We start from the raw sequence: 15,858 nt of genomic DNA, 5'->3' as shown, positions 1-15,858 counted from the left end.
CCGATAGGAGAGCTTTTCGTTATTCTTCATTTTCAGTTTGAAAATCCTTGGGCCTTTCGAATGATAAAGGACCAAACTTCTCGGAACGGGTTTCTCTGATCACCAATTCCGCCACTTTATCGTAGTCTACCACTCCTCCGCCCATCAGGCAGCCGCGGAGCTTGCCGATGTGGTCGAACTTAAGTACAACATCATCCGGAATGTCGGTAAACTTATAGCGCTCCCTCAAGCGTTCAGGATATTCTCGCTCTAAAAAATCCAGGGCGTAAACGGTCAAGTCCTGCAGATTTAAGAGCGTATCCTTAATGGCTCCAGTAATCGCCAATTTCTTTCCAACCTCTTGATCCTCAAACTTTGGCCATAATATTCCCGGAGTATCTAGTAGCTCCATTTCTTTGCCTACTTTTATCCACTGCTGGGATTTTGTCACACCTGGGGTATTGCCAGTTTTGGCGATATTTTTTTTCGCCAGGCGGTTAATCAGTGTTGATTTACCGGCATTAGGAATGCCGACAATCATGGCCCGGATGGCTCTCGGCTTTACCCCTTTTGCCCGCATGCGATCAAATTTTTCTTTCAAAATTTCCTGGGCAGCATTGGCAATTTCCTTCATTCCTTCTCCTGCCTGGGAATTAATCGCAATTGCCTTCACACCTTTTTTGGCAAAAAAAGCAATCCATTCCTTGGTAATATTCTTATCGGCCATATCCGCTTTATTCAATAACACTAAACGCGGTTTATGTTGAATGATTTCATCAATCATCGGATTTCTTGATGAGTAGGGAATTCTGGCATCTACTAATTCAAAAATGATATCAACTAATTTTAATTTTTCCGTGACCTCTCTGCGAGCCTTGGCCATGTGACCGGGAAACCATTGGATCGTCAAAGCAGTCACCTCCTTTTACTATGCATTCTGCAAAAATATTATTTATTTCACAGAAACTATATGGGCATCGTTTAGCGGCCAGTAGACGATGCTTGTCTTGCCAATGACTTTACTCATTGGAACGGATCCGATATGACGGGAATCTTTGCTGAAGCGGCGGTTATCACCCATTACAAATAATTCCCCTTTTGGAACTGTTATTTGACCGACCGGTGTTTCTTCCAATGTGAAAGAGTCTGTTAAAGGACCGTCCTCCACTTGTTTTTTATATTCATCCAAATATGGCTCTTTATACGCTTTACCATTCACATATAAAGTGTCATTCTTATATTCGATTCTATCTCCAGGAAGACCGATGACCCGTTTTATGTAATCTTTATGCTCAGGTGCATGAAAAACAATAATGTCAAATCGATGCGGTTCACCTATTTTATAACTCAACTTATTAACAATCATGCGATCCTGATTTTTTAAAGTAGGCATCATTGATAAGCCGTCCACTACTATCGGCGCAAAGAGAAAATAGCGAATTACGGCTGCCAGGATGACAGCAATTAAAAGCGCTTTTGTCCATTCCCAAAATTCATTTTTCTTTTTTGCCATTCTTTTGTCCCCACCAATCCAGTAAAAAATGTCTTATAAAGCCTATTTTACATAACTTAGAACTAATTAACACGAGGGGATTAATGTTTTTAATTAAATTTAATAATTTGTTAATAGATATTTTCACTAGGTATAAAAAAAGAGCTTGCAGTGCAAGCTCTCTTTTTCTTATTAGCGAATTTCTTTAATACGAGCTTTTTTACCGCGAAGTTCACGTAGGTAGTAAAGTTTAGCACGGCGAACTTTACCGCGACGGATTACTTCAAGCTTCGCAATTTTTGGTGTATGAACAGGGAAAGTACGCTCAACGCCTACTCCGTAAGAAATTTTACGAACTGTAAAAGTTTCGCTGATTCCACCACCACGACGCTTAATCACAACACCTTCAAATAACTGAATACGCTCGCGAGTACCCTCGACAACTTTAACGTGTACACGTACAGTGTCACCAGGACGGAACGCAGGAAGATCAGAACGAAGTTGTTCTTTTGTGATTTCTTCAATTAATTTATGCATCGTTTTCAACTCCTTCCAACAGACGCTCATGCAAACCAAGAATTTATCAATTGCAGCGGAACATCGTTATAAGACATTAAACTGATAGACTCAGCTCAAGTCACAAGAAATATCATAACATAATCTCAAAGCCCCTGCAATACTACTTGTTTTCTTTTTTTACTTCCTCCAGCCACTTTTGTTGTTCTGGTGTTAGTTCTACTTTTTCAAATAGGTCAGGTCTTCTTAATAGAGTTCTTCTTAGGGTTTCTTTATTGCGCCATTCTTCAATTAACTTGTGATTGCCGGATAATAGTATATCCGGCACCTTCATGCCGCGGAAATCAGCAGGCCTTGTATAGTGAGGGTGTTCAAGCAAACCTGTGCTAAACGAATCCTTCATATGGGATTCTTGATTGCCAAGCACCTCGGGGAGCAGACGGACAACACTATCAATCACAACCATGGCACCAAGCTCACCACCTGTTAAAACATAGTCGCCTATTGATATTTCATCGGTGACCAGATACTCCCTGATTCTTTCATCATAGCCTTCATAATGACCGCAAATAAATATCAAATGTTCCTCACCGGCCAATTCTTCCGCTTTCCTTTGGCTGTATCGCTCCCCTTGAGGGCAAAGCAAAATGATTCTTGGACGGCTGCTGTTAGCCTGTTCTGTAAGCGAGGCAACCGCATCAAAAATCGGCTGCGGCTTTAAAACCATGCCAGCACCGCCTCCATATGGATAGTCATCCACAGAAGAATGCTTGTTATCGGAGAATTCACGGAAGTTCACGACATTGTATTGGACTGCTGATTTTTCCGCTGCTTTGCTTAAAATCGAACTCCCAAGTACCCCGGTAAACATCTCAGGAAAAAGGGTAAGAATGTCGATTTGCATCATGACAATAGTCCTTCCATTGGTTCAATAAGGACAACCTTTTCCTTTACATCCACTTTCTTGACAACATCATGGATATACGGGATTAAAACCTCTTTTCCATCTTTTCCTTTGACCACCCAAACATCGTTCGCACCCGGAGTAAGGATTTCAGTAATCTTTCCAAGCTCTTCCCCATCGATTGTGGCCACGAGACAGCCGATAATTTCATGATAATAGAATTCATCTTCCTTGAGTTCACTTAGCTGTGACTCCGGAACCTTCAAAATTCCTTCACGAAACTTCTCCACCAGGTTAATATTTTCATACCCTTCAAACACAAGCAAATCAAAATTTTTATGGCTGCGGTGGCTTTTAACAGTTAATTCAAGCGGTGTGCTTGATGCCTTTTGAAATAAATATAATGTATTCCCCGGTTTATAGCGTTCTTCCGGAAAATCGGTTTTCGAAATGACGCGGACTTCTCCTTTTATACCATGGGTATTGACGATTTTACCAACATTGAACCATCTTTCCATATGTACTCACCTTCTAATTTCCTCAATAATACCATCTTTAATAAGAATCTCAGGCTGTAAATCTTGGTCAATCCAAAGGTCTCCTGCTTTAACCTCAATGAGAGCCTGGACTTCTTTTTCCTTTAATTCGCTGCCTATTGGTAGGATATGTAATTGTTCTATTTGAAAATCAAGTAATTTTATTTTTTCTCGTCTCATTTCAATTTCTTTTTCAAAGTGCTTTTTTAGTGTGCCCTGAGGGTAGCTTTTCGATTTTTCCAAGCGTTTTAATTCGAATTGGAGCTGGTCGCATTCTTTTTCAAACTGCCGTTTTCTTGCATGATACTTGTCAAAAAGCTGTTGTTTGCTTTTTTCGGTTAAGATTTGCTTCACCACAACGGATTGAATAATTTGCATGTTTATTGCCCCCTTAAAAATTTGAACAACTAACAAAAAAGGGAGGACTTTGATCCCTCCCTTTCTTTCTTGATGCAAAAAGCTATTCACCAATTTCCAAGAAAATCTTCTTTTGTTGTGATGATCCTGCTGCGTAGACAACAGTCCTAATGGCCTTTGCAACACGCCCCTGCTTGCCAATCACCTTACCGATGTCCGTTTTATTGACGGTTAAGTGATAGGTGATTCGAGTATCATCTTCAATGGTTTCAACCCGAACTTCCTCAGGAAAATCAACAAGGGGCTTAACAATCGTTTCGATCAGTTCTTTCATCGCTTCTCCACGATTACTTGCTTAATTTTGCATTGTGGAATTTTTCCATAATGCCTTGTTTTGAGAACAAGTTACGTACTGTATCAGATGGCTTCGCGCCGTTTTGCAACCACTTAAGAGCTAGTTCTTCGTTGATTTGAACTAAAGCTGGCTCAGCAACTGGGTTGTAAGTTCCAACTGTTTCGATGAAACGTCCATCACGTGGTGAACGAGAATCTGCTACTACAATACGATAGAAAGGAGTTTTCTTAGCTCCCATACGCTTTAAACGAATTTTTACTGCCATTTTAAATAAGCACCTCCGAATAGTTTCACACAAGATAGTATAATACCAATTGTTTTTTTATTTGTAAAGTGTTTTTTCTTTACAGTTATTATTTCCAAGTTTTACAGAATTAAAACAGCTTGCAAACATGAACTTAGACTGGTGTCCAGCTCCAGCGCCTAGGGGCTCGAAGGTCTACAGCCAATCCGTCAAGAAGGCTAAAAAACAGCCTTCTCGCCGGCTCGTCTTATGCCTGTCGCCCCTGAACAAGGCGCTTCCGCATTTCGAATTAAAACGGCTTAAAAGGAAATTTAAATCCGCCTTTTTTCTTGGCTTTTTGCTGCATGCCAGACATTTGCTTCATCATTTTCTTCATGTCCTCAAACTGTTTTAACAAACGGTTTACCTCGGCAACGGTACGTCCGCTTCCTGCGGCAATCCGGCGTTTACGGCTTGAGTTCATGATTTCAGGGTGAAGCTTTTCTTGTTTCGTCATCGACCTGATAATGGCCTCAACATGGGATATTTGCTTTTCATCGATTTGCAGATTGTTCAAACCTTTGATTTTATTAGCGCCAGGCATCATCTTTAACAGTTCGTCAAGCGGACCAAGTTTGCGGACCTGCCCTAACTGGTCAAGAAAATCATCAAGTGTAAACGACGCTGTCCGCATTTTCTGCTCAAGCTCTTTGGCTTTTTCTTCGTCGATATTGGCCTTTGCTTTTTCAATTAAGGTCAGCACATCACCCATGCCCAAAATTCTTGATGCCATTCGCTCCGGATGGAACGGTTCAAGGGCATCCATCTTTTCACCCATACCAATAAATTTAATTGGTGTCTGAGTGACCGACCGGATTGACAGAGCAGCACCGCCCCTTGTATCACCGTCAAGCTTTGTCAGCACGACCCCAGTCAGGCCAAGCTGTTCATTAAAGCTTTGTGCCACGTTGACAGCATCTTGACCTGTCATCGCATCGACAACGAGAAAGATTTCATCCGGCTTGGTTAGTTCCTTAATATCCTTTAGTTCGTTCATTAAGGTCTCATCAACATGGAGCCGGCCGGCGGTATCGATCAAAACATAATCATGATGCTCTTCTTTGGCTTTGGCGATGGCTTGTCTGGCAATTTCAACCGGACTTACCTGGTCACCAAGGGAGAAAACAGGCATACTTAGTTGCTTGCCTAGTGTTTCAAGCTGTTTGATTGCGGCTGGGCGATAAATATCGGCAGCAACGAGCATCGGCTGTTTGTTATACTTCTTCCGCAGCAAATTGGCCAGCTTTCCTGAGGTCGTTGTTTTACCAGCCCCCTGCAGACCGACTATCATGATGACCGTTGGCGGGCGATTTGACACGGCAATTTTGCTTTGCTCGCCACCCATTAATTCCGTTAATTCTTCGTTAACGATTTTAATGATTTGCTGTCCGGGAGTTAAGCTCTTTAGCACCTCTTGTCCAACGGCGCGTTCGCTTACCTTTTTGACAAAATCTTTGACGACCTTGAAGTTAACGTCTGCCTCAAGCAGGGCGAGACGCACTTCACGCATCATTTCTTTAACATCCGCTTCAGTGACTTTCCCTTTGCCGCGGATTTTTTGGATTGTATTTTGCAGTCGGTCGGCTAATCCTTCAAACGCCATTTATCCCAACTCCTAATCTAAATTCTCCAGCTCAGCGATTGTGGCTTGCATCGCCTGCTTGCTTGGCTGCTCTTCATCGAGCAGTTCTTTCAGAAGCTTGACGAGCCGGTTGCGTTCTTGAAATTTTTGAAATAATAATAGCTTTTCTTCGTACTCTTCGAGCATTGCCTCTGTCCGTTTGATATTATCATAAACGGCCTGACGGCTGACTTCGTATTCTTCGGCGATTTCACCGAGTGAGTAGTCTTCCAAATAATAGAGAGACATATAGCTTTGCTGCTTTGGCGTTAACAGCGAATGATAGAAGTCGTACAGGTAGTTCATTCGTGTTGTCTTTTCAAGCATGCCGCAAATCCCCCTTTTGTAAAGCGAAAAGCCTTTACGAAGTAGTTTACATGGGCTAACCGTTAGTGTCAAGCAAAATATCTTTACAAAAAGAAAAGCGGAAGCGCCTTCGGACCAAGCACAGCTTGGTCCTGCGAGGATTATCCTAAGAAGCTTTCCTTAGTGCACAGGGGCGACAGGCATAAGACGAGCCGGCGAGAAGGCTGCTTTTTAGCCTTCTTGACGGATTGGCTGTAGACCTTTGAGCCCCTAGGCGCTGAAGCTGGACATTATTCTATTCAGACTTTTCAATCTGCTCCGCGAATAGTCCATAGACGTATTTTTCGGCGTCGAATTCTTGCAGGTCGTCCATTTTTTCTCCCAGCCCTACGAATTTAACGGGGATTTTCAATTCGTTGCGGATCGCTAGGACGATTCCGCCTTTGGCGGTTCCGTCGAGTTTGGACAGGACAATTCCGCTTACATTGGTGGCTTCTTTAAAGGTTTTTGCCTGAATGAGTGCGTTTTGGCCGGTTGTGGCATCAAGCACCAAGAGAACTTCGTGGGGCGCACCCGGGATCTCCCTTTCAATTACCCGCTTCACCTTTTCAAGCTCTTTCATCAGGTTTACTTTGTTTTGCAATCTTCCTGCTGTATCGCAGATGAGAATATCAGCGTTTCTTGATTTTGCGGCCTGGATGGCATCATACATGACAGCTGCCGGATCAGAGCCCTCAGCCTGCTTAATGGTTTCGACTCCCACCCGGTCTCCCCAAACCTCAAGCTGATCAATCGCACCGGCACGGAAGGTGTCTCCAGCCGCTAATATTACTTTTTTTCCCTCGGACTTAAACTTATAGGCAAGCTTGCCGATAGTAGTTGTTTTACCGACACCGTTTACTCCGACGAATAGAATTACCGTCAGTCCATCCTTCTGAATATTTAATTGCGATGACTGTTCTTCCCCTGAATTATAAATATCGACCAGCTTTTCAGAAATAACACTTTGGACTTCAACAGGGTCCTGAATATTTTGGCGCTTTACCTCCATTTTCAGCTCATCGATCAGTTCCATAACTGTATCAAAACCGACATCCGCCTGGATTAAGATTTCTTCGAGTTCTTCAAAGAATTCCTCGTCCACTTTTCGGTATCTTGCAATCAGGTCGTTGACCTTGCCGGAAAAGTTGTCCCTTGTTTTTGTGAGTCCTTCCTTAAATTTTTCAGTTACATTATCCGTCGACTTTGTAATCTTTTCTTTTAATTTTTTAAAAAAACTCATTTTCTCACTTCCTGATCTTATGATTCTACTAGTTCTTTGGTATCCTCCAAGCGGACCGATACAAGCTTTGATACGCCTGATTCCTGCATTGTCACCCCGTAAAGGACATCAGCACCCTCCATTGTCCCTTTTCGATGAGTGATAACAATAAACTGGGTTTCCTTACTAAAGCGTTTTAAATATTGACTGAAACGGTGGACATTGGCCTCATCTAAGGCGGCTTCAACCTCATCAAGGATACAGAATGGAACAGGCCGTACCTTTAAAATCGAAAATAACAGAGCAATCGCCGTTAAGGCCCGCTCTCCCCCAGACAAAAGCCCTAGATTTTGCAGTTTTTTACCAGGCGGCTGGGCAACGATTTCAACACCGGTATTCAAAAGATCTTCTGGCTCTGTTAAGATTAGATCTGCGCGGCCGCCGCCAAATAATGCCCGGAAAACCGGTTCAAAATGTTCCCGGATTCCCTCGAAGGTTTGGCTGAACCGTTTCTTCATCTCTTCATCCATTTCTCCAATGACTTGGAATAGTGTATCCTTTGCTTCTTGAAGATCAGCCTTTTGTTCACTTAGAAATTCATAGCGTTCCGATACCCGCTCATATTCTTCAATCGCACCAAGATTAACATGGCCTAGCTCTTCAATGGCAAGCTTAATCAATTTCACCTTTTTGCGGGCTTCTTCGACCGGAACAGTTAGTGGGAATTGCTCCTTGGCTCCCTCAAAGGATAATAAATACTCCTCTCTAAGATGCGTCAGCCTGTTTTCAAGCTCTACATCCAAACGGTTCATTTTTACTTCCTCGTCCTTGATGGCGATGGTTAATCCTTTATGAACTCGTTTTAATTCCTTTGTTTCAAGCTCCAAATTCTCCAGGTCGCCCTGCAGCTCAAGGCGTTCCTGTCTCCTGGCCGCAATCAGCTTAAGCGTATTTTCTTTGTCCTGCTGCTTGCGTTTGGCGGCTTCCTCTAGCTGCTCCTCACCGGTTGAACTGTTAGTCATTTCCGCTGTCAGGAAATTCAGGTCCTCGGTGAAAATAGTCAGCTTTTGATCGTTTTCAACTATATCCCGCTTCATTTGCTCGAGCCGTTCTTTTGCATGTAAAAACTGTTCATTTTTCGAGGCAAATTCAATCTTAAGTTCATTTATCGCAGTGGTGAGCGATTCTTTGGATGTTAAATCCTTTGTCTTTTGATCTGTCAGGATCAGGATTTTCTGATCCAAGTCAGCAATGGTCTTTTTAAATGTTTCGAGTGAGTCGGACACCTTCGTTTTTCTTGCCAAAAGTTCTGAACGGTCTTTGGCTATTTGATTCTTTTCCAAATCATAAATGGCCAATCGGTCATTAATATTCTTTTCTTCTAGCTCCGCTTCTCGTAAATCCCCTTTAATCGACTGTTCCGATAGTCTTAAATCCTCCCCGGATTTGCGGATTTCCTCAAGCGCAGCCTCTGAGGTCTGTACTTCCTCTTTCAGGGATTTAACGGTCTTCTCTAAATCAGCCGTTTTATCTTCCATGATGACCAGTTTTTCTTTTAAACCCTCTAGCTCTGTTTTTCGTGATAATAAAGATGAACTTTTTTGTTTGACGGCACCACCTGTCATCGAACCGCCAGGATTTACGACGTCCCCGTCTAGGGTTACCAGGCGTACCCGATATTGCAGCATCTTTGCCAGTTCATTAGCCCCTTTTAGGTCCTTTGCGATGACTACATTACCAAGGAGATTATTCATAACCTCTGCATATTTCCCGTCAAACTGAACGAGGCTTACGGCCGTTCCAATTAAAGCCGGATGGTGATGTATTAAATTCAATTGAGCCGCTGATAAGGGCCTCCCTTTAATGACCGTTAATGGTAAGAAGGTGGCGCGGCCAAAAGAATTTTGTTTAAGGTATCCAATTGCCTTGCGGGCGTTTTCCTCAGTATCTACGACGATATGCTGCAGCGCCCCGCCGAAGGCTGTTTCAAGAGCTGTTTCATATTCCTTGGGAACAGTGACGAGTTCAGCAACGGCACCTTCAATGCCGGCAAGCTTTTTTCCACGCTCCTTAAGGATTTCCTTAACCCCTTGAAAAAAGCCTGCAAAATCCTCTTCCATTTCTTCGAGCATTTCTTTTTTTGATTTTGCCTGCTGAAGCAGCTGATATGCTTGGTATAATGTTTTTTCCTGTTTTTGATAATTGGCCCTGAGTGACTCCAGCTTTCGCTGCTGCTCGCGGAAGGTGACAACCTGTGCTTCCAGCTTAGCCTGAATGTCAACTAAAGAAGACTGAACCTGCTGCTTTTTAGTTAGGGCCGTCTCCCGTTCTAACAGGAATTTTTCATTTTCCGCATCAAGCCGCGCACTTTTATGATCCTGCTGCTCAAGCTGTTCGTTAATGTATTTCCACTCATTTTTAGCACCGGCCTGCTCATTTAACAGGTCAATATACTCACTCTTTAAGCTATCAATTTTCTCATCCAAATTTTCCGCAAACAACTGAAGCTTCTCTTGCTTTTCCTTCAGTTGGGCCTGCAATTCCTTAACCTGTTTCTCCAATGTGTTGAAAGTCTCAGTTTGCAAGTCCCTGGCACCTGACAGCTCGGCGATACGATTCGTTAAATCATTGATATTTTGCTTGAGCTGATCTTTATTTTGCGATGCGTTTTTCTTCCGTTCTTTCAGAACCTCCTTACGCCCTTCAAGCTTTTCAAGCTCTTCACTGGCATGAAGGAGGACATTCTGAAGGTCGGTTATCGACTCATCCAACGCAGCAATTTGATCCCTTATTTCAACAATCTTTGCTTCTTTTAGCTGCAAATCCGAAGAAATCCCAAGTTCTTCGTGTTGATGCTCATCAAGCTGTTTCGAAAGGCTTTCCCACTTTTGATGGAGGTCTTCAATTTCATACACCGTCAACGAAACCTCAAATTTTTCAAGCTCTTCCTTTTTCTCCAAATAGTCTTTGGCCATGGATGCCTGAATTTTTAATGGTTCTACCTGGCTTTCCAGCTCAAATAAAATGTCATGAACGCGATTGAGGTTCTCCTGGGTTTCTGAAAGCTTCAATTCTGCCTTTTTCTTGCGGTTCTTATATTTTAATACCCCGGCCGCTTCCTCAAAAATAGTCCTTCGGTCTTCAGCCTTGCTGTTTAAAATTTCTTCTACCTTTCCTTGGCTTATGATTGAGAAGGCTTCCCTGCCAAGCCCGGAATCCATGAATAAATCAATAATATCCTTTAGCCTGCAGTGCTGTTTATTAATATAAAAATCGCTATCCCCTGAGCGAGTCACCCTTCTCGTGACACTTACTTCGTTATAATCAATCGAGAGTCCCTGATCCTGATTATCTAATGTCAAGGTTACTTCGGCAAAATTGACCGCTTTTCGCGTATCGCTGCCGGCAAAAATGATGTCCTCCATTTTGCTGCCTCTCAGTGATTTGGCCGATTGCTCCCCCAACACCCAGCGGATGGCATCGGTAATATTACTTTTGCCGCTCCCATTTGGACCAACCACTGCGGTAATGCCAGGGACAAACTCCACGCCAACTCGCTCCGCAAAGGATTTAAAGCCAATAATGTCCAACCGTTTTAAAAACATTCATTAATCCTCCTAAAATGCCCGGGGATTTCTCCTCAAAAACTTCTTTTGTTAATTCTGGGCTGACTCATTTTTCAACATTTGTAGTGCCATTTGAGCGGCATGCTGTTCTGCTTCCTTTTTCGACCTTCCTGTACCTACGCCAAGCTCAGCGCCGTTTAAGGTCACTTTAGAGACAAACTCCTTGCTATGTGCAGGGCCTTTTTCTTGAAGGACACAATATTCAATCATGCCTGATCCATCTCTTTGGATTAGCTCCTGCAATTGGCTTTTAAAATCCATCACATGAGAAAAAGCACCAGCATCAATTTTAGGAAAAACGACCTTTTCAAGAAACTGAATAACCACTTCGATTCCTTTATCCAAATAGAGAGCGCCGATGAACGCTTCAAACACATCGGCCAAAAGAGCAGGGCGCTCCCTGCCGCCGGTCATTTCTTCACCCTTGCCAAGCAAGATTAGTTTGCCAAAATGAAGTTCATTCGCAAATGCTACCAGGGATGGTTCACATACTATGGCAGCTCTAAGCTTGGTCAATTCTCCTTCGGTCATAGTCGGATATTTTTTAAAAAGGAATTGGGAGATCGTCAGTTCCAGCACAGCGTCTCCTAAAAATTCGAGCCTCTCATTATCTTCAAAAGGTTTTCTGCGATGCTCATTCACATATGATGAATGGGTGAAAGCCTGTTTTAGTAATTTTTCGTTTTCAAATATGACACCGATTGAATTTTGCAGTTCCTTAAATTGTTTTTCGTTTGCGCGATTGTTAATTTCTTTTTCCTTCCAGTTCTTGCGCATTAAATTCTCCACCTTGTTTCCAATTTGCATAGCCTAAGTTTAAGTAATTTACGTGTAAAACGCAAAGAAACTTGGCAATTGTTGTGCCAAGTTCTATATTACAGAATAAAGCTCCGTTTGAAAACGGAGCTTTAGGAATTATTCCAAGAAGATTACTTTTGGCTTTCTATGTAGGTCACAGCATCACCAACAGTGCTGATTTTTTCGGCATCTTCGTCGGAAATTTCCATATCGAATTCATCTTCTAATTCCATCACTAGTTCTACAACGTCAAGGGAATCTGCGCCAAGGTCGTCTTTGAAAGACGCTTCAAGTTTAACTTGAGATTCGTCTACTCCTAAACGGTCAACGATGATCTTTGTTACACGCTCTAATACTTCTGCCATCACTTTCACCTCCCCTCAAGTATTATAGTGATTTTCCTGAATGAATACAAATTGTTTTTTATTTTTTACATTACCATGCCGCCGTTGATATGCAGCGTTTGTCCTGTAATGTATGCAGAATCATCGGAAGCAAGAAATGCTGCGGCTTTGGCGATGTCCTTTGGTTCGCCAAGTCTAGCTAACGGAATTTGTTTTAACATTTCCGCTTTTACATCCTCAGGCAGTTTATCGGTCATATCTGTTGTAATAAACCCTGGGGCGATCGCATTAACCGTAATATTGCGGGACGCCAGTTCCTTTGCGGTTGTTTTCGTTAAACCAATCACACCGGCTTTCGCTGCCACATAATTGGCCTGTCCAGGATTTCCACTTTCGCCGACAACAGAGGAAATATTAATAATTCTGCCAACCCGCTGTTTCATCATCTGTCTTGTAACAGCCTTTGTGACCAGGAAGACTCCCTTGAGATTAATATTGAGGACATCATCCCATTCTTCTTCCTTCATTCTCATTAACAAATTATCCCTTGTTATTCCAGCATTATTAACAAGGATGTCGAGCCTGCCAAATTGCTCAATAACTGCCTTGACCATTTCACTTACTTCTTCAGTATTTGAAACATTACATTTAATCGCGAAAGCTTCTTGGCCGAGAGCCTTAATCTCGTCGACAACTTCATTTGCCTTAGCTTCACTTCCGGAAAAATTAACAGCTACATTTGCGCCCTGCCTTGCCAATTCAAGAGCAATTTCCCTGCCGATTCCCCGTGATGCACCGGTAACAAGAGCAGCTTTTCCTGCTAAACTCATAGCTTTTCCTCCTTCAACGCGTCGATTACTGCGAGTGAACTTTCCTCATCTGATACAGAATAGATTTTCACCGCTTTATCGATTTTCTTGATCAAGCCGGAAAGAACCTTGCCCGGACCAATTTCAATAAAGGTATCGACACCTAATTCAATCATTTTTTGAACAGAATCTTCCCATAAAACAGGTGAATATAACTGTTCAATTAATTTATCCTTAATTTCAGCTGCGGAGGTTACCGGCTCAGCCGATACGTTAGCAACTACCGGTACCTCGGCATCTTTCATATCGATTCCATCTAAAACTTCACGCAATTGTCCGGATGCAGGCTTCATCAGCGGTGAATGGAACGGACCACTCACTTCCAATGGCAGGACCCTTTTGGCACCTGCCTCTTTTGCTTTCGCTCCTGCATCTTCAACACCCTTTTTGGATCCGGAAATGACAATCTGCCCTGGGCAATTTAAATTGGCCAGTGCCACCGGATTGCCCTCATTAGTCACTTCTTCGGTTACCGCAGCTAACTTATCCCGATCAAGACCAAGAACTGCCGCCATGGAGCCTTCCCCATTAGGCACGGCATTTTCCATGAACTCGCCTCTTTTTCTAACGGCATATACGCCTTCTTCAAAACTCATCACGCCTGCCGCTACAAGGGCTGTATACTCCCCTAAGCTGTGACCGGCGACAAAGTCTGGTTTAACCCCTGAATTTTGGAAGAACGACAAAACCGCCAAACTGGTTGTTAAAAGGGCTGGCTGTGTATTAATTGTCAGTGTCAAATCTTCTTTAGGCCCTTCAAAAATCAGCTGGCTCAAAGGGACTTTAAGAGTTTCATCCGCCTTTTTAAAATAGGACATCACTTCAGGATATTTTTCTGCCAGGTCTTTACCCATTCCAACTGTTTGGGAACCTTGCCCAGGAAACACAAAAGCTATTTTACTCAAAATAAGAATCCCCCTATCGTACTATGGTTTCGTTATTTGCTTCGACGGTTTGTTTAATTAAGCCGACTACATCGTTTGTAACCATCTCTCTTGTCTGGCGGATGGCACTAAAGACAGCCTGGGCATTTGACGAACCATGCGCCTTAATAACCGGTGCCTTTAAGCCAAATAACCCTGCCCCGCCATATTCTGAATAATCCAGCTTACCTTTTAACTGCATTAAATTCGGTTTTAAAACGGCTGCTGCCAGCTTGCTTGTAAAACTGCTCATCAGCGCTGTTTTTAACATTTTAAACATGGAAAGGGCCGTTCCCTCAATGGTTTTCAATACCATGTTACCTGTAAAACCATCCGTTACGACGACATCAGCGACGCCATCAAGCAGATCACGGGCCTCGACATTGCCAACAAAATTCAAGTCGGCCTGTTTTAAAAGATCAAAGGCATGTCTTGTTAGTTCATTGCCTTTCTTCTCTTCTGTTCCAATATTTAAAAGTCCGACACGCGGACTCTCAATCCCTCTTACTTTTTTACTATAAATAGAGCCCATGATGGCATACTGCACTAGATGTTCCGGTTTGGCATCTGCATTAGCGCCCACATCAAGCAATAAAAATCCTTCCCCACCTATGGTCGGCAGAGTCGGGGCTAAGGCAGGCCGGTCAATTCCTTCAATTCTTCCGACCACAAAAAGTCCGGCAGCCATAAGCGCACCCGTATTCCCCGCGGACAAACAGGCATCTGCTGCACCGTCGGCAACTTGTTGCGCCGCTAGAACCATTGAGGCCGTTTTTTTTCGGCGGACTGCTCTTACCGGTTCATCTGTTCCGAGAATAACTTCTGTCGTATGTAAAACCGTAATCCGGTCATGTTTCTTTAAAGTTTCGTTAATTTTATTTTCATCCCCGACAAGGGTGATATGTAAGTCTGGAAAGGTTTCTACCGCCTTCATGGCTCCCAAAACGATTTCCTTTGGGGCATTATCTCCGCCCATTGCATCAATCGCAAGTTTCATATGTCTCATCCTTTAGTTGTTTTTCGAACGGTACATTTGAAAATCACCCGTAAAAACAAGTTCATTATTTACGAAGCTTGATACCTGGACCAACGTCCGGCCCGTCACATCATCAATATTCATGACCCTTGCTTTGGCAATGACCCGTTCATTTAATCTTACGGAGCGCTTAAATTGGATGTTGGCTTTTGCCGTTAATGCTAATTCATCGTTAATGACCGCAACAGCAAGCGAATTTGCCTGGGCGAATAAGTGATGGCCCCGGGCAATTTGGTTTCGTTTAAAAACATGCTCCTCTTTTACATCAAAAATGGAGATGGCGCTTTGGTCTAATTCGATATCAATGATTTCCCCAATTACTTCTTCAAGCGGAAGGGAACGAACCTCATCATCGAAGCGTTTTTCAGCGACTGTTTTAATTCGTTCGCGAAGCTCGGGTATCGATAATTCCAGGCGGTCTAAGCGAATTGTTTGGACACTTACCTGAAACTTTTCAGCAAGCTCTTCATCGGTTATAAATGGATTTTCTTGAATGGTTGAGCTAAGCAGCTGCTGACGTTCTTTTTTGCTTCTTCTCATTTTTCACACCGTCCGAAAACTTATGACTAGGTACTAAGAGTAGTATAAAATTTAAAAAAGCAGATTGCAAGGATTAGTTTTCTCCTGCAGTCTGCTTTTTACTTATAAAGTG

18 protein-coding genes are annotated in these 15,858 nt (G+C 42.9%); all 18 read right to left on the bottom strand.

Annotated elements, in window-relative coordinates:
* Positions 1 to 19 precede the first annotated feature (19 nt).
* Positions 20 to 889, bottom strand: coding sequence for a ribosome biogenesis GTPase YlqF (ylqF, locus tag ACNQGS_RS10550; RefSeq protein ID WP_491487254.1), 870 nt, complete (start codon positions 887 to 889; stop codon positions 20 to 22).
* Between the two features lie 42 nt (positions 890 to 931).
* Positions 932 to 1,492, bottom strand: coding sequence for a signal peptidase I (gene lepB, locus ACNQGS_RS10545; protein WP_213116347.1), 561 nt, complete (start codon positions 1,490 to 1,492; stop codon positions 932 to 934).
* Positions 1,493 to 1,663: 171 nt separating this feature from the next.
* A complete protein-coding gene (gene rplS / locus ACNQGS_RS10540) occupies positions 1,664 to 2,008 on the bottom strand; it encodes a 50S ribosomal protein L19 (protein ID WP_213116348.1) in 345 nt (114 codons plus the stop codon).
* Between the two features lie 142 nt (positions 2,009 to 2,150).
* Positions 2,151 to 2,894, bottom strand: coding sequence for a tRNA (guanosine(37)-N1)-methyltransferase TrmD (gene trmD, locus ACNQGS_RS10535; protein ID WP_491487253.1), 744 nt, complete (start codon positions 2,892 to 2,894; stop codon positions 2,151 to 2,153).
* Entirely contained in the window at positions 2,891 to 3,409 is a 519-nt protein-coding gene (gene rimM, locus ACNQGS_RS10530) for a ribosome maturation factor RimM (protein ID WP_491487252.1), read from the bottom strand. Before rimM ends, trmD begins: the two co-directional genes overlap by 4 nt.
* Before the next feature lie 6 nt (positions 3,410 to 3,415).
* Complete coding sequence (locus tag ACNQGS_RS10525) at positions 3,416 to 3,805, bottom strand: YlqD family protein (RefSeq protein ID WP_213140785.1); 390 nt, start codon at positions 3,803 to 3,805, stop codon at positions 3,416 to 3,418.
* An 82-nt stretch (positions 3,806 to 3,887) separates the two neighbouring features.
* Entirely contained in the window at positions 3,888 to 4,118 is a 231-nt protein-coding gene (locus ACNQGS_RS10520) for a KH domain-containing protein (RefSeq protein WP_213116351.1), read from the bottom strand.
* A gap of 13 nt (positions 4,119 to 4,131) precedes the next feature.
* Positions 4,132 to 4,404 carry a 30S ribosomal protein S16 gene (gene rpsP, locus ACNQGS_RS10515; protein WP_213116352.1) on the bottom strand — a complete coding sequence of 91 codons (273 nt, stop codon included), beginning with the start codon at positions 4,402 to 4,404 and terminating at the stop codon, positions 4,132 to 4,134.
* Between the two features lie 268 nt (positions 4,405 to 4,672).
* Positions 4,673 to 6,025, bottom strand: coding sequence for a signal recognition particle protein (gene ffh, locus ACNQGS_RS10510; RefSeq protein WP_491487251.1), 1,353 nt, complete (start codon positions 6,023 to 6,025; stop codon positions 4,673 to 4,675).
* A gap of 12 nt (positions 6,026 to 6,037) precedes the next feature.
* Positions 6,038 to 6,370 carry a putative DNA-binding protein gene (locus ACNQGS_RS10505; RefSeq protein ID WP_213140788.1) on the bottom strand — a complete coding sequence of 111 codons (333 nt, stop codon included), beginning with the start codon at positions 6,368 to 6,370 and terminating at the stop codon, positions 6,038 to 6,040.
* A 274-nt stretch (positions 6,371 to 6,644) separates the two neighbouring features.
* Entirely contained in the window at positions 6,645 to 7,631 is a 987-nt protein-coding gene (ftsY, locus tag ACNQGS_RS10500; RefSeq protein WP_217032884.1) for a signal recognition particle-docking protein FtsY, read from the bottom strand.
* Positions 7,632 to 7,648: 17 nt separating this feature from the next.
* Positions 7,649 to 11,215, bottom strand: coding sequence for a chromosome segregation protein SMC (gene smc, locus ACNQGS_RS10495; RefSeq protein WP_491487250.1), 3,567 nt, complete (start codon positions 11,213 to 11,215; stop codon positions 7,649 to 7,651).
* 51 nt (positions 11,216 to 11,266) lie between these two features.
* Entirely contained in the window at positions 11,267 to 12,013 is a 747-nt protein-coding gene (gene rnc, locus ACNQGS_RS10490; RefSeq protein WP_491487249.1) for a ribonuclease III, read from the bottom strand.
* Between the two features lie 152 nt (positions 12,014 to 12,165).
* Entirely contained in the window at positions 12,166 to 12,399 is a 234-nt protein-coding gene (gene acpP, locus ACNQGS_RS10485) for an acyl carrier protein (RefSeq protein WP_213116358.1), read from the bottom strand.
* Positions 12,400 to 12,464: 65 nt separating this feature from the next.
* Positions 12,465 to 13,208 (bottom strand): 3-oxoacyl-[acyl-carrier-protein] reductase, encoded by a 744-nt coding sequence (gene fabG, locus ACNQGS_RS10480; RefSeq protein ID WP_213116359.1) that lies wholly within the window; start codon positions 13,206 to 13,208, stop codon positions 12,465 to 12,467.
* The gene (fabD, locus tag ACNQGS_RS10475; RefSeq protein WP_491487248.1) at positions 13,205 to 14,152 is read right to left on the bottom strand and encodes an ACP S-malonyltransferase; all 948 of its coding nucleotides are present in this window, start codon (positions 14,150 to 14,152) and stop codon (positions 13,205 to 13,207) included. The genes fabG and fabD overlap by 4 nt, the downstream gene beginning before the upstream one ends.
* Positions 14,153 to 14,165: 13 nt before the next feature.
* Entirely contained in the window at positions 14,166 to 15,167 is a 1,002-nt protein-coding gene (plsX, locus tag ACNQGS_RS10470; protein WP_284037542.1) for a phosphate acyltransferase PlsX, read from the bottom strand.
* 12 nt (positions 15,168 to 15,179) lie between these two features.
* Entirely contained in the window at positions 15,180 to 15,746 is a 567-nt protein-coding gene (gene fapR / locus ACNQGS_RS10465; RefSeq protein ID WP_491487247.1) for a transcription factor FapR, read from the bottom strand.
* Positions 15,747 to 15,858 lie beyond the last annotated feature (112 nt).

The organism is Neobacillus sp. PVCKKU3 (assembly GCF_058323225.1).
Note: the sequence above shows the minus strand (reverse complement) of the source record. Positions and strands in the feature narration are given on the sequence as shown.

What these genes read in the sequence shown, in the direction of transcription:
- lepB (WP_213116347.1), bottom strand. Translation starts at nt 1,492, where the DNA reads ATGGCAAAAAAGAAAAATGAATTTTGGGAATGGACAAAAGCGCTTTTA.
- rplS (WP_213116348.1), bottom strand. Translation starts at nt 2,008, where the DNA reads ATGCATAAATTAATTGAAGAAATCACAAAAGAACAACTTCGTTCTGAT.
- trmD (WP_491487253.1), bottom strand. Translation starts at nt 2,894, where the DNA reads ATGATGCAAATCGACATTCTTACCCTTTTTCCTGAGATGTTTACCGGG.
- rimM (WP_491487252.1), bottom strand. Translation starts at nt 3,409, where the DNA reads ATGGAAAGATGGTTCAATGTTGGTAAAATCGTCAATACCCATGGTATA.
- ACNQGS_RS10525 (WP_213140785.1), bottom strand. Translation starts at nt 3,805, where the DNA reads ATGCAAATTATTCAATCCGTTGTGGTGAAGCAAATCTTAACCGAAAAA.
- ACNQGS_RS10520 (WP_213116351.1), bottom strand. Translation starts at nt 4,118, where the DNA reads ATGAAAGAACTGATCGAAACGATTGTTAAGCCCCTTGTTGATTTTCCT.
- rpsP (WP_213116352.1), bottom strand. Translation starts at nt 4,404, where the DNA reads ATGGCAGTAAAAATTCGTTTAAAGCGTATGGGAGCTAAGAAAACTCCT.
- ffh (WP_491487251.1), bottom strand. Translation starts at nt 6,025, where the DNA reads ATGGCGTTTGAAGGATTAGCCGACCGACTGCAAAATACAATCCAAAAA.
- ACNQGS_RS10505 (WP_213140788.1), bottom strand. Translation starts at nt 6,370, where the DNA reads ATGCTTGAAAAGACAACACGAATGAACTACCTGTACGACTTCTATCAT.
- ftsY (WP_217032884.1), bottom strand. Translation starts at nt 7,631, where the DNA reads ATGAGTTTTTTTAAAAAATTAAAAGAAAAGATTACAAAGTCGACGGAT.
- smc (WP_491487250.1), bottom strand. Translation starts at nt 11,215, where the DNA reads ATGTTTTTAAAACGGTTGGACATTATTGGCTTTAAATCCTTTGCGGAG.
- rnc (WP_491487249.1), bottom strand. Translation starts at nt 12,013, where the DNA reads ATGCGCAAGAACTGGAAGGAAAAAGAAATTAACAATCGCGCAAACGAA.
- acpP (WP_213116358.1), bottom strand. Translation starts at nt 12,399, where the DNA reads ATGGCAGAAGTATTAGAGCGTGTAACAAAGATCATCGTTGACCGTTTA.
- fabG (WP_213116359.1), bottom strand. Translation starts at nt 13,208, where the DNA reads ATGAGTTTAGCAGGAAAAGCTGCTCTTGTTACCGGTGCATCACGGGGA.
- plsX (WP_284037542.1), bottom strand. Translation starts at nt 15,167, where the DNA reads ATGAAACTTGCGATTGATGCAATGGGCGGAGATAATGCCCCAAAGGAA.
- fapR (WP_491487247.1), bottom strand. Translation starts at nt 15,746, where the DNA reads ATGAGAAGAAGCAAAAAAGAACGTCAGCAGCTGCTTAGCTCAACCATT.